Origin of the sequence: Nitrospirillum amazonense (assembly GCF_007828045.1) — a bacterium.
Classification (GTDB): domain Bacteria; phylum Pseudomonadota; class Alphaproteobacteria; order Azospirillales; family Azospirillaceae; genus Nitrospirillum; species Nitrospirillum amazonense_C.
Map to the genome: position 1 here is coordinate 41,373 of NZ_VITN01000015.1, position 12,608 is coordinate 53,980.

10 protein-coding genes are annotated in these 12,608 nt (G+C 66.9%); 2 read left to right on the forward strand and 8 right to left on the reverse strand.

The window, feature by feature from the left end:
• Window positions 1–49 precede the first annotated feature (49 nt).
• A complete protein-coding gene (locus FBZ89_RS20770; RefSeq protein ID WP_246172392.1) occupies window positions 50–1,141 on the reverse strand; it encodes an AraC family transcriptional regulator in 1,092 nt (363 codons plus the stop codon).
• A gap of 283 nt (window positions 1,142–1,424) precedes the next feature.
• On the opposite strand from FBZ89_RS20770, the gene FBZ89_RS20775 reads away from it, so the two are divergent.
• On the forward strand, window positions 1,425–2,453 hold the full coding sequence (locus FBZ89_RS20775; protein WP_246172394.1) for an alpha/beta hydrolase: 1,029 nt from the start codon (window positions 1,425–1,427) through the stop codon (window positions 2,451–2,453).
• 60 nt (window positions 2,454–2,513) lie between these two features.
• On the opposite strand, the gene allB is transcribed toward FBZ89_RS20775, so the two are convergent.
• Together allB and FBZ89_RS20785 are read right to left on the reverse strand one after the other, a co-directional pair.
• A complete protein-coding gene (allB, locus tag FBZ89_RS20780; protein WP_145751793.1) occupies window positions 2,514–3,932 on the reverse strand; it encodes an allantoinase AllB in 1,419 nt (472 codons plus the stop codon).
• Between the two features lie 48 nt (window positions 3,933–3,980).
• The gene (locus FBZ89_RS20785) at window positions 3,981–4,772 is read right to left on the reverse strand and encodes an SDR family NAD(P)-dependent oxidoreductase (RefSeq protein ID WP_145751795.1); all 792 of its coding nucleotides are present in this window, start codon (window positions 4,770–4,772) and stop codon (window positions 3,981–3,983) included.
• A 173-nt stretch (window positions 4,773–4,945) separates the two neighbouring features.
• Here FBZ89_RS20785 and FBZ89_RS20790 point away from each other — a divergent pair, with 173 nt between their 5' ends.
• On the forward strand, window positions 4,946–5,926 hold the full coding sequence (locus tag FBZ89_RS20790; RefSeq protein WP_145751797.1) for a LysR family transcriptional regulator: 981 nt from the start codon (window positions 4,946–4,948) through the stop codon (window positions 5,924–5,926).
• On the opposite strand, the gene FBZ89_RS20795 is transcribed toward FBZ89_RS20790, so the two are convergent.
• The 5 genes from FBZ89_RS20795 to FBZ89_RS20815 form a co-directional block, all read right to left on the reverse strand.
• On the reverse strand, window positions 5,905–7,563 hold the full coding sequence (locus tag FBZ89_RS20795) for a hydantoinase B/oxoprolinase family protein (RefSeq protein ID WP_145751799.1): 1,659 nt from the start codon (window positions 7,561–7,563) through the stop codon (window positions 5,905–5,907). The two genes, FBZ89_RS20790 and FBZ89_RS20795, sit on opposite strands and share 22 nt — an antisense overlap.
• Window positions 7,564–7,568: 5 nt before the next feature.
• Window positions 7,569–9,674 carry a hydantoinase/oxoprolinase family protein gene (locus FBZ89_RS20800; protein ID WP_145751801.1) on the reverse strand — a complete coding sequence of 702 codons (2,106 nt, stop codon included), beginning with the start codon at window positions 9,672–9,674 and terminating at the stop codon, window positions 7,569–7,571.
• Entirely contained in the window at window positions 9,658–10,668 is a 1,011-nt protein-coding gene (locus tag FBZ89_RS20805; RefSeq protein WP_145751803.1) for an isopenicillin N synthase family dioxygenase, read from the reverse strand. Before FBZ89_RS20805 ends, FBZ89_RS20800 begins: the two co-directional genes overlap by 17 nt.
• Before the next feature lie 194 nt (window positions 10,669–10,862).
• Window positions 10,863–11,165: a 2Fe-2S iron-sulfur cluster-binding protein gene (locus tag FBZ89_RS20810; protein ID WP_145751805.1), complete on the reverse strand. Its 303-nt coding sequence runs from the start codon at window positions 11,163–11,165 to the stop codon at window positions 10,863–10,865.
• Window positions 11,166–11,216: 51 nt separating this feature from the next.
• Window positions 11,217–12,446, reverse strand: a complete 1,230-nt coding sequence (locus tag FBZ89_RS20815) for an NAD(P)/FAD-dependent oxidoreductase (RefSeq protein ID WP_145751807.1) — start codon at window positions 12,444–12,446, stop codon at window positions 11,217–11,219.
• Window positions 12,447–12,608: the final 162 nt, after the last annotated feature.

A 12,608-nucleotide genomic window follows, 5' to 3' on the forward strand; every position in this document is an offset into this window, starting at 1 on the left:
ATGATTTGGCGGAAGTGACATGGGGGCGCCGCGCGGCCCCATCCCCGCCCTATGCGATGCGCCGATCCTTGAGAAGGACGGTCGCGGCGCCGACCTTTGCCGCGTCGGCCATGTATTCGGTGCGATATGCCGATGGCGTCATTCCGGCCCAGGCGTAGAAATGGCGCGAAAAGCTGCCGGGCTCGCTGAACCCCACGGTAAGGCCGATCTCCGTGATCGGCAGGTCGCTCGCAAGCAAATAGGCCGCGGCCAGTTCCCCGCGCAGGCGCGTCCTCATGTCCTGGAAGCACTCCCCTTCCAGCGACAGATCCTGGCGAAGCCGCCTGGGGCGGGTCCGCAGGCGCGCGGCGACGACCTCGACCGGCGCCGACCAGAGGCCGGCGCGCTGGAAATCGATCAGCACCTGCCGCGTCCGCTCCCGCCAGGTCGGGCCACGATCGGGAATGTCGAACCAATCAGGCTCGCTCGCGTAGTAATCGTCATATTCTTTGATTGAACTGTGCACCAGCCGCACCGCCAGATCGTCCCAGTCGTAAGACAAGGCATCCACCGGCGCGTCGAATTGCACGGGACAGCGGAACAGCGCGAACCGGTCGAAACCGTTTTCCTGGATGGGGCGCGGCCCCCGGATGGAAAGGCCGCGAAGCACCAGCGGACGGCCGATCAGCCAACTGAAGAACTGGTATATCCAGACAAACCTGATCCAGACCAGGATGTCCCGGTTTACACCCGGGATGGTCTGGTACTTGCAGATGTGCTGAAGGCCGGAGCCGTGCTCCTCGGTAATGCCCGGCCCGACATCGGCGGACATCGCGTCGGTGAAGCGGATGCTGACCCGCAGCGCCTCGCCCAGGGTGGCGCAATGCAGGAAGGACAGGAGGCGCTCGGCCTCGAGCGCGAGGCGACAGCCTTGGGCGAAGAAGCCGAGATAGACGTCATCAAGCGCGAACTGAATCCGACGGATCAGTCGAACCAGGGCTTGACCATCGATCGCGGCGCGCGCGTTCCCGTAGACCGCCGGATCAATCGCCGCGTCCCGTAAAAGCGCGTAGGGGTCGCCCCCCTTGAGCACGGCGCCTTGCAGCAGTTGCCGGACCGCCTCGCCATCCAACCCCATCTTTCCCGTGGGTTCTTCTTCCATCCCGTATTCGTTCTTATGGCGACATGGCCGGGCCGATGTCGCGTACCGCAAGGCGTCCATTATTTGCAGCGCCCCATCCGCGCCGCAAGGGCCGGATGACGGTGGCGCGCCGCGCGGCAGCTTCCTCCCACGACAACACGCGCACCGCCGCGGCCCCGCCCGCAACGTGCAAGGGACCTTGACACGTCAAGTCATTTATTCGCAATCTAATAAAAATCAATGCCAAGCGCTTGGCTTCCTCGCCCCACGCCCCTCGCCTTCTTGGACGGAATGCGCCGGGGCCGTGCCCGAGGTCGCCGCGACGGGGGAACTTCCGGTGATCAACCGACGTGATTTGGCGGTCGCGATGGCCGCGATAGCAAGCGTGCCGGCCAGCGTCCATGCCGAAGGCAAGGCCGCGGGAAAGGTGCGCAGCGTCACGCTGCGATCAGCCAACGTCCCAGGGGACGTCCCTGTCAGCATCTACACGCCACCGGCCTACGATCAGGGGCGTCCCCTTCCCCTCATGCTTCTTCTGCATGGTGGCAACGGAAGCGATCGGGATTTGCTGCGTTTCATTCCGGCGATCGACACCGCCATAGCAGACGGCCGAATCCCGCCCGTGGTCATCGCCACACCCAGCGCACGCCGGTCCCTGTACATGGATTTCAAGGACGGGTCGCAGCGTTGGGAAACGTTCATCATTTCCGACCTGCTCCCCCACCTGCGCGACACCCTGGCCGTGTCGGCGGAGCGGCGAGACAGCTTCGTCGGCGGATATTCCATGGGCGGACTGGGAAGCCTGCGGCTCGCGTTCAAACACCCGGAGGTCTTCGGCGCCGTGGCCGGCCTGGAACCCGCTGTCGAGCCCGTCCTGTCCTGGAGCGACGCGGGCCCGCGCGTCAAATTCTGGCGGCCGGAAAAGGTGATCGAACCAATGTTCGGTTCGCCCATCGATCTCGATTACTGGGCGGCGAACCATCCCCCAACAATCGCCAAGCGCGATCCCGGGCGGCTTATCGACCTACCCATTTACATTGATGTCGGCGATCAGGACATGCTGTACCTGAATCAAGGGGCGGAATTCCTGCATCGCGTCCTGTTTGACGCCGGGGTCGGCCACGAATATCGGTTGGTGCACGGCGCGGACCATGTGGGCCCATCGCTGGTGCCACGGCTTCTCGAAGCGATGGAATTCATCGGCCGCCAGATACGCCCCCCAGGATGGATAGATGAAACCGTGCTGAAAACACGCGCGGTTTATGATGACATCAAGCGGGCCGCCGGGGTGCCGGTCGAACCGGTGGACCCCAGGCGGATCAGAGGACTGTGAACGGGAAATATCGGCAAGGGCCAGAGGATACCCCATACGGTTCGCGCGGCGGCAAATCCTCTATTTACGGTTCTTTCTGACGATGGCCGCCGTGGTCGTCTCGACGTTGCGAGGCTTGGGCGTCGGCATCTGCTGGATGCGGCGGACGTTGCGGCCGTGGCCCTTGGCCTCCGTCACCAAGGCGCCATCCCGCATGACGAAGCGGCCGCGAACCAGAGTGTGCACCGGCGCCCCTTTGGCCGCGTGGCCGTGGAAGGGTGTGCTCGATCCCTTGGACTTCAGCTTGGCCGAATCCACCTGGGTTTCCCGCTCCATATCGATGACCACCAAGTCGGCATCCGATCCCGGCAGCAGGGCGCCCTTGCGCGGGTAGAGGCCAAAGGCCTTGGCCGGGGCGAGCGAGGTCATGCGCACATAGTCGGTCAGCGACAGGCGGCCCGCGCCCACTTGCGTCAGCATCAGCGGCATCTGCGTCTGCACGCCGGTGAAACCACAATCCGTCGTCCAGATGTCGTCGCGGTGCTTTTCCTCATGCGAGTGCGGGGCGTGGTCGGTGGCGATCATGTCGATAGTGCCGTCCTGCACGGCGCGCCACAGCTGGTCCTGATGCGTCTTCTCGCGCACCGGCGGGTTCACGCGGATCAGCGACTTCTTCTCGGTGTAGGCGCGCTCATCCAGCAGCAGGTAATGCGGGCAGGTTTCCGCCGTGATGTCCACCCCGCGCGCCTTGGCCTCCCGCAGGGGGCGCAACTCGTCGCCCGAGGAGACGTGCAGGATGTGGATGCGGGCGCCGGTCCATTCCGCCAGGATGGCGGCGCGGGCCACGGCTTCCGTCGCCACCACCGGCGGCCGGGCATCCAGGTGGGCCAGCGGGTCGCAGCGGCCGGCCTCCCGCAGCTTCTTGGACCGGCGCGCCATGATGGACGCGTTTTCGGCATGCAAGGCGATGCGGTAGCCGTGCTTGGCCACGATCTCGAAGCCTTCCAGGATGGCGCCGGTGGGCGGCGACGGCAGGTTGCCGAAGGTGTTGCCCATGAAGCACTTGAACCCGGCCACGCCGCCCTCGATCAGGGCCTCCAACTCGGTCAGGTTCTCCTCCCCCAGCAGGCCGTAAATGCCAAAATCGACATAGGCTTGCTCGGCGGACTTCAGTTTCAGGTTCAACGCTTCCACCGTGCCGGTGGGCGGGTTGGTGTTGGGCATCTCGAACACCGTGGTGACGCCGCCCATGGCGGCGCTGGCCGTCCCCGTCTCCCACGTCTCCTTGTGGGTGTAGCCGGGGTCGCGGAAATGCACATGGGCGTCGATGGCGCCGGGCAGGATGTACTTGCCCGCCGCGTCCACCACCTCGGCCGCCTCAGGCATGGACTCAGCCGCGCCGATGGACAGGATGGCGCCGTCCTTGATGGCGATGGAGGCCTGGAACTGGGCGCTGTCGGTGACCAGGGTGGCGCCGTTGATGACGATGTCTGCCTTCATGATGCTTTTCCCGCGAGGATGCGTAAGTCTTGGGGGAGGTGACGGGTGTCAGAGGGCGGCCCAGCCGCCGTCGACCGGCAGGTCGATACCGGTGATCTGCTTGGAAACGTCGGACGCCAGGAAAAGGCAGGCGGCGGCCACGTCCCGGGCGGTGCTGATGCGGCGCAGCGCGTACTCGGCCGCGTGCTCGGCGATCACCTCTTCCTCCGTCAGGCCGCGGGCCTTGGCCACGGCGGGCATCACCTTGGTGCGGAAGCGCGGGCCGTCCACCATGCCGGGGGCGACGATGTTGACGTTGATGTTATGCGGCCCCGCCTCGATGGCGGTGGATTTGGTGATGCCGCGCAGACCCCACTTGGAAGCCGAATAAGCCATGCGGCCGGCGCGGCCGCGCAAGCCGAAGGTGCCGCCGACATTAACGATCTTGCCATAGCGGCGCGCGATCATGCCCGGCAGCACGGCGCGCATGGTGTTGAAGCAGCCGGTCATGTTCAGACGCACGATCTCGTCAAAGGCCTCCGGTGTGGTGTCCCACGCGGTGGTTCCCACCGGGCCGGTGCCCCCCGCCACGTTGACCAGCACGTCCACCTGGCCGAATGCTTCGACCGTTGCCGAAACGGCGGCGGCACACTGCGTGGCGTCCAGCACATCGCACGACAGCACCAGCGCGCGCGCGCCCAATCCTTCTATTTTTGCCGCCAGTTCGTTCAGTGGCGCCATATCTCTCCCTAAAATTGCAATATCCGCACCCTCTTCCGCAAAACAAAGGCAAATATCTGGGCCCATTCCCTTGCCAGCACCCGTGACAAGAATCTTCTTTCCCGCAAGGAACAGATCCATTTCATTCCTCTATATTGCTTCAGGCAACTATGGATATTTTGTCAGATTTAGATCAATCTGGAATGCAAGGTCGGATGGTTAGCGCCCCACCCCATTGACATTAAAGATATGCCGTTGCCACAGTTGTGCTAAAGCTGGGGTGGGGCGTAGCCAAAAACGAACAGGGACCCGTCATGGCTCTGCGTAATCAGCGAATTTGGATCTACATAAACGAGGTCGCCCGCATCGGATCGGTACGCCAGGCGGCGGAACGCCTGAACGTCACCCCCTCCGCCTTGCTTCGACGTATCCAGGATGTGGAACACGACCTGGGCGCCCCCATCTTCGAACGCCATTCCTCAGGTGTCCGCCTGACGGCGGCCGGTGAGGTGCTGATCCGTTGGATCCGCTCGCAATCAGCGGATTTGCGGCGCGTCTATTCGGAGATCGAGGAACTTTCCGGCCTGCAGCGCGGCGAGGTGCGGCTGGCCTGCAGCCAGGCGGTGGCGCGCGGCTTCGTGCTGCGCCAGGTCGCCGCCTTCCGCAAGAAGCACCCCAACGTGCGCTTCAAGATCACGGTCACCGACCATTCCACGGCCATGCGCCAGCTGACCGCGTTCGACATCGACCTGGTGCTGATCTTCCGCCCGCTGCGCCATCCCGAACTGCACCCGATCATGTCGATCGGCCAGGGACTGGTCGCCATCATGAGCGCCGACCACCCGCTGGCGGCCAAGGACATCCTGCGCCTGCGCGAGTGTGCGGAGTATGAAACCGCCATGCCGGAGTCATCGTTCGGCGGGCGTGAGATCATCGAGAACCGCCTGGCGGCCAGCTCGGCCAAGCTGTCCATCGGCGTGGAGTCCAATAGCTTCGACCTGCTGGGCGACCTGGTGGCGGTGTCCAACCTGATCGCCTTCCAGATCGACATCGGCGCCGACCTGTGGCGCAACGACCCGCGCTATGCCGTGCGCCGCATCAGCGACCTGGACCGCACCTATGGGCCGCTGGTCCTGGGCCAATTGAAGGGGCGCCCCCTGCCCCTGGCCGCCGCCAAGTTCGCCGAGCAGATGGCCCGGGAACTCAACGACTGCCGGTCGCTGCCCACGCTGGGCGACTATTACCCCGGGGATGAGCAGGTGCCCTTCGAGGGTCAGCCGACGCCACTTCCGTAAAAGCGGACGGCCGCTTCGGCGGAGACGAAGCCCTCTTCCACATCGCGCGCCACCAAGTCCGCGGCGCGCGATGTGGCCGCCCCCAGGCCGGCGCCGCCGGGAATGTCCAGCACCAGCCGGTCGCCGGCCGGGATTTGCTGAAGGCCCTTGGCCTGCATCGCCTTGCCCGACGCCAGGCGTACCGACCCTTGCGAACCGTCACCGCCGCCATCCCGGCCCTGGGCGGGATGGTCCACACGCTCGAACATGGCCAGCACCTCGAAGGCGCTGTCGTCGCGCATGGCCACTTCCACCCGCTGGCCCAGGCCGCCACGCCGTTCGCCGATGCCGCCGCTGTCCGTCAGCAACTCCTTGCGCCAGATGACGATGGGGGCGCTGTTCTCGGTGATCTCCACCGGCATGGCGCGCACGCCGCTGGGGAAGGCGGTGCCGGACAGGCCGTCCTGGCTGGGACGCGCGCCCGAACCGCCGCTATTGAAGAAGATGGCGTCGAAGCTCTCACCGGCCTGAGGCTCGCCCGCCGGCTGGCGGCCGCGCAACTGCACGCTCCACAGGCAGGAGCTGCCCTCCGCCGGCACCCGGTCGGGGATGGCCTGGGACAGGCAGCCGAACACCAGGTCGGGCAGCATCTGGCCGATGACGTGTCGCGCCGCCACCGGCCAGGGCCGCTGGACGTTGACGATGCTGCCCTCGGGCGCCACCACCTCGAACGGCAGCAGGGCGCCGTAGTTGTTCGGCACCTCCGGCGAGATGACGCAACGCAGGCCGAAGATGGTATAGGCGCGGCAATAGTTGAGCACCACGTTGATGCCGCGCGGCACGCAGGCGTCGGTACCCTCGTAATCCACCAGGATGCGCTCACCATCGATGGTCAGGCGGGCGCGCAGGGTGATGGGGTGGTCATAACCGTCAATGGTCAGGCTGCTGGTCCAGCTGCCCTGGGGCAGCCTGGCGATTTCCGCCCGGGTGGCGGCCAGCGAGCGGTCGACGATGTAGTCGGCGACACCGGCCAGGTCGTCCAGCCGGAATTCCGCCAGCATTCCGCTGAGCCGCCGCGCCGCTGACTCGTTGCTGGAGATGTAGGACAGCACATCGCCCCGCACCTGCAGCGGCGTGCGCACGTTCAGGCACAGGATGTCCAGCAGATCCTGGTTCAGCACGCCCCGGCTGGCCAGCTTCATCAGCGGGATCTGCAAGCCTTCCTCGAAGACCGACCGGCCGTCCGGCCCCTGGCCCAGGCCCCCGATGTCCACCTGGTGGCAACAAACGCCGAACAGCCCGACGATGCGCCCCTGGTGGAAGGCCGGCGACAGGACGGTGACGTCATGCAGATGGCCGGCCGTCAGCCAGGGGTCGTTGGTGATGAAGTGATCCCCTTCCATCATCGTCGGCACGGGGAACTTGGCCAGGAAATGCCGCACGCCAGCCGCCATGGAGTTCACATGGCCGGGGGTGCCGGTCACGGCCTCCGCGATCAACCGCCCCTGGAGATCGAACAAGGCGGCGGAGAGGTCGCCGGCATCGCGCACGGTGGTGGAAAAGGCCGTGCGCATCAGGGTCTGGGCCTGTTCCTCCACAATAGAGATCAGGCGGGTCCAGATCACCTGGGTGCGCAGTTCATTCAACGCTGCCGTCATGGCGGTTAACCTTCCTCACGCCGGGTCAGGATGAGATAGCCGTTGGCGTCCATCCAGGCATCGAAACGGGGGGAGACCACGGTCGTGGTCTCCCGCTCGGTAATCAGCGCCGGGCCCTTGACCCGGTCGCCCGGCCGCAGGACCTCGCGCCGCACCAGGGCGAAGGGCAGCGCGACACCGCTGTCGGGGTCGATCACCGGCCGCCGCTCCGTGACCTCCAGGTCGCGGGTGGCCGTCACCACCGCCGTATCCTTCGGCTTCCAGGCGGGCGATCCCACGGTGACACGCCAGGTCAGCGCCTCGATGGGCAGGTCCAGGGTCACGCCACCGTACTGGGTGCGGTAGGCCGTCTCGAACGCCGCACGCAACAGGTCCACGTCGCCCTCACCCAGAGTGCGGGCCGGGATCTCGAAGGGGATCTCATAGCCCTGGCCCTTGTAGCGAGCCAGGCAGGTGCGTCGTTCCACCTGGGCCGCCCCTGGGGCGCCCGCCTCCACCAGGGCCCGTGCCTCGGCCGTCATGCCGTCCAGCAGGCCGTTGAGCCGATCGAGGTCCAACTGGTCCAGCCGCAGGGTCAGGCTGCGCGCCATTTCATAGGACACCGGCGCCCGCAGGAAGCCGATGGCGGAGCCGACACCCGCACCCGACGGGATGATGACCTCGCGGATGCCCAGCTTCTCGGCGAAGCGTGCGGCGTGCAGGGGGGCGGCGCCCCCGAAGGCGATCAGGCTGCGGTCGTCCAGGGTCATGCCCTGTTCCACCGCGTGGACACGGGCCGCACTGGCCATGGTTTCGTCCACGATCTCGCTGACGCCGATGGCCAGCGTCTCCGCCTTGCCATCCCAGATGCCCAAGGCCGCTAGGGCGTCGTGCGAGGCGCCGGCGTTCAGCGTGACCTTGCCGCCGGCGAAGCGCGAGGGGTCGATGCGGCCCAGGGTGATGTCGGCGTCCGTCACGGTGGGGCGGGTGCCGCCCCGGCCATAGGCGGCGGGGCCCGGTTCGGAGCCGGCGCTGTGCGGTCCCACGGCCAGGCGGCCGGCATTGTCGACCGAGGCGATGGAGCCGCCACCGGCGCCGATCTCCACCATCTCCACCACCGGAATGCGCAACGGCAGGCCGCTGCCCTTGCGGAAGCGGTGGGCGCGGCCGACCTCGAACACCTGCGAGGTTTGGGGCGTGCCGTCGTTGATCAGGCAGATCTTGGCGGTGGTGCCGCCGACGTCCAGGGCCACCACCTGGCCCACGCCCCGCTCCGCCGCCACCGATGCCGCGAAGATGGCGCCGCCGGCCGGCCCGCTTTCCACCAGCCGCACGGGATAGCGGGCCGCGGCGTCCACGGTGGTCAAGCCGCCGGACGACAGCATCAGGTACAGCGGGCAGGTGAAGCCCATGGCCTTCAGCTTGTCATCCAGGCGATGCAGATAGGCATCGACCAGCGGCTGGACGTAGGCGTTGGCGACGGTGGTGGAGAAGCGCTCATACTCCCGCATCTCGGGCGAGACTTCCGACGACAGCGACAGGCTGACGCCCGGCATCTCCGCCGCCAGGATTTCCGCCGCCAGAATCTCATGGCTATCGTTGGCGTAGCTGTGCAGGAAGGCGACAGCCACGCTGCGGATACCCTGCGCCCGCCACTGGGCCGCCGCGGCGCGCACCGCATCGCCATCCAGCGGCACCAGCACCTGGCCGCGCGCGTCCATACGCTCCGCCACGCCCACGCGCAGCCGGCGCGGGACCAGGGGCTGGGGCTTTTCCATGCCGATGTCGTACTGGTCGAAGCGGCTTTCGCTGCCCAGGGCCAAGACGTCGCGGAAGCCCCCGGTGGTCAGCAGGGCGGTAGGCACGCCCCGCCGTTCGATCAGGGCGTTGGTCGCCAGCGTGGTTCCGTGCACCACCAGCGACACCTCGGCCGGCGCCACGCCCGCCTCGTCCAGCAACAGGCGCACGCCGTCCAGCAAGGCGCGCTCCGGCGCATCGTAGGTGGTCAGCAGCTTCGTGGAATGCCGGCGGTCGCCCACCTCCAGCACGATGTCGGTGAAGGTGCCGCCAATGTCGGCGCCGATGCGCGCCCCCTTGGGCGCGGACGGGCCGCAGTCAGTTGTAGATGTCATGGGGATTCTTGGACAGCGTGGAATAGAAGCGGGCCAGATGGTCGGCGACGCGCACGGGTTTGTACTTCGGCTCGGCACCCGCCAGCAGTTCGGGCAGCGGGGCCACGATGACCTCGCGATCGGGGTTGGCGAAGTAGGGCACGGAGAAGCGGCGGGCGCCGTCGCGGTTGCGCACGCGGTGATAGTTGGACAGGAAGCGACCGTTGGACCACCACATCATCATGTCGCCGACATTGATGGTGAAGGCACCCCGCACCGGCGGCGCCTGGATCCACACGCCGTCACGACGCTTCACCTCCAGCCCACCGACATCCTGCTGCGCCAGGACGGTGAACGGCCCTTCGTCCGTGTGGGCCACCATGTTGGACACCTCATCCTGCGCATCCACGGGCAACTGGGGATAATAGTTCATGCTCAACTGCGAGGCTGGCTGGTGGAAGCAATCGTCGAAACGGTCCTCCGCCACGCCCAGGCCCAGGGCGAAGGCGCGCAGCAGCTCGCGGGAAAAGGTCAGCATGGCGGCCAGGTAGTCCTCGCTGGCCCGCTTGAAGGCCGGCATGTCGTCGGGCCAGCGGTTGGGCTTGTCGAAGATGTCGGCGTGCCGCATGTCGCGCGGGTTGGCCGGCCATTCGTGCTGCAGGCGATACTGCTCGAACATGCGGGTGTTGCGCGACAGGGGCTGGGCCTCCGGCGCGGGGATCCAGCCGCGATACCAGTCCGGCGTCGCCATGGCTGTGCGGCGGTCCGCCTTGTCGCGGGAGAAGAAGGCGTCGGCCTGGCTGAAAATGCCATCCACCGTCGCCTGCGGCACACCGTGACCCGCCAGGTAGAAGAAGCCAATCTCCTCACAAGCGTGCGCGATCTCGGCAGCCACCCGGCCGCGCGCAGCCGCATCACCCGACAGGAAGGGCGCGAAATCGATTAGAGGTAATTCAGCCAGGGAAATGGCGCTGGCGGCGGTAATATCGTCCGCGCTGCGTTCGCTTCTGCTCATTTCAACCTCCGAGACTATTCTTTGAGCCCACCCCATCGGGCGGCCCAGTGCTCAGGACGGACGGCCCGTTGCGATGATGATTACGGCAACACGACAAGGCAATGCGGTGCTTTTTCCTGACGGCACCGTGGCCGAATGATCACTGTTGCAGTATCCCGCCAGCGCAATAGTTGGTTTTGCCCGCGAAATGCCAGTCAATCCTCCGGTGGAATCTCCACCCGCAGACCGTCATGGTCCGGCGTCAGCGTGATCTGGCAGGACAGCCGCGAATTATCACGGCGATGCGCGGACAGGGCCAGCAACTCGTCCTCCTCGCCCGCCGCCGTCGATGCCGGCTCGACATAGACGTGACACGTGGCGCAGGAACAGCAACCGCCGCACATGGCCAGCACCTCATCGAAGCCATGGTCGCGCAAGCCCTCCATCAGGGTCATGCCCGTGTCCATCTCGACGGCGCGGCCGGTGCCGTCCCGGTTGACAACGGTGATGATCGGCATGGGTGTCCCTATCCCCCAGGAAAAATGAAGCCAGGCAAGAAATGAAACCGGTCACGCGGCGGCGGCCAGGTCCTTCAGCGGAACGCGGATGTCGGCCACGGCGGCCGGGTCACAGCGGGCACCACCCTCCACCAGGGCGCGGCCCTGGGTGTAGTCGCGGATGGCGTTGACGCAATCCAAGGCCACCACCCGGCCGGCGCGGAAATAGACGATGGAAAAGCTGCGCGCCGCCGGGTCGCCCCGCAGGACGGCCGCGTCATGACCGGCCGACAGGCCCACGGTCTGCAACTTCAGGTCATATTGGTTGGACCAGAACCACGGCACCGCGTGATAGGGCTCCGCCGCCCCGGTCAGCGCCTTGGCCACGGTGATCGCCATGTCGTTGGCGTTCTGCACCGATTCCAGGCGGATGCGCCGGCCGTCGGCATAGGCGTTGGCGTGCAGGGCACAATCGCCGATGGCGCGGATATCAGGCAGCGAGGTAGCGCAGAAAGCATCGACCGCGACACCGTCGCCCCCCTCGGCCCCCGCCGCCAGCAGAGGCTCCACCGCCGGGGTGATGCCGATGCCCGCCACCACCATCTGCGCCGGTATCAGGGCGCCGTCCACCAGCCGCACGCCGGTCACCCGCCGCCCATCGCCGACGATGTCCTTCACCTGGGCGCCCAGGCGCAGGTCCACGCCCTGCGCGCGGTGTTCACCTTCATAGAAGCGGGACAGCGCGTCCCCTGCCACGCGGGCCAGCACGCGGTCCGCCCGTTCCAGAAGGACGATGGACTTGCCCGCCGCGCGCAGCACCGCCGCCGCCTCCAGCCCGACGTAGCCGCCGCCGATCACCACCGCCTGCTCCGTCGCCGGCAGCTCCGCTCGCAGGGCATCGGCGTCGGCGCGGGTGCGTACGGTATGCACACCGGCCAGATCGCCGCCCGCGCAGGCCAGGCGCCGGGCTTGGCCGCCGGCCGCCCAGACCAGCTGGCCATAGCCGAAGACCTCGCCCCCAGCTGTGGTCACGGTATGGGCCGTCGCGTCCACCGCCACCACCCGCCGCCCCGGCAGCAGGGTGACGCCGCGCGCCTGCCAAAAGGTGGCGGGGCGGATCAGGATGCGCTCGAACGGCTTGGCGCCGGACAGGTAGTCCTTGGTCAAGGGCGGGCGTTCGTAGGGCAGCTCCGGCTCATCCCCCATCAGGGCGATGCCGCCGGTGTAACCCCGCTGGCGCAGCGCAATGGCCGCCTGGGCACCGCCGTGCCCCGCGCCGACGATCAGGACGTCGTGCTGCATGTTACCCTATCCGCCAAATTGTCTTGTGACGCCGCCGGCCGGGTCTGGCGGGCGGTCCTGTTGATGATTACGGCAACACAAGAGGCCGGGGCGGTGCTTTTTTCTACAGACGCCGTGGCCAAATGATCACTTTTGCCCGACCCTGCCGGCGCATTAGTGATC

Bases quoted from the DNA above. Each gene is read 5' to 3' on its own strand.
- FBZ89_RS20770 (WP_246172392.1), bottom strand. From the start codon at position 1,141: ATGGAAGAAGAACCCACGGGAAAGATGGGGTTGGATGGCGAGGCGGTC.
- allB (WP_145751793.1), bottom strand. From the start codon at position 3,932: ATGAAGGCAGACATCGTCATCAACGGCGCCACCCTGGTCACCGACAGC.
- FBZ89_RS20785 (WP_145751795.1), bottom strand. From the start codon at position 4,772: ATGGATCTGTTCCTTGCGGGAAAGAAGATTCTTGTCACGGGTGCTGGC.
- FBZ89_RS20790 (WP_145751797.1), top strand. From the start codon at position 4,946: ATGGCTCTGCGTAATCAGCGAATTTGGATCTACATAAACGAGGTCGCC.
- FBZ89_RS20795 (WP_145751799.1), bottom strand. From the start codon at position 7,563: ATGACGGCAGCGTTGAATGAACTGCGCACCCAGGTGATCTGGACCCGC.
- FBZ89_RS20800 (WP_145751801.1), bottom strand. From the start codon at position 9,674: ATGACATCTACAACTGACTGCGGCCCGTCCGCGCCCAAGGGGGCGCGC.
- FBZ89_RS20805 (WP_145751803.1), bottom strand. From the start codon at position 10,668: ATGAGCAGAAGCGAACGCAGCGCGGACGATATTACCGCCGCCAGCGCC.
- FBZ89_RS20810 (WP_145751805.1), bottom strand. From the start codon at position 11,165: ATGCCGATCATCACCGTTGTCAACCGGGACGGCACCGGCCGCGCCGTC.
- FBZ89_RS20815 (WP_145751807.1), bottom strand. From the start codon at position 12,446: ATGCAGCACGACGTCCTGATCGTCGGCGCGGGGCACGGCGGTGCCCAG.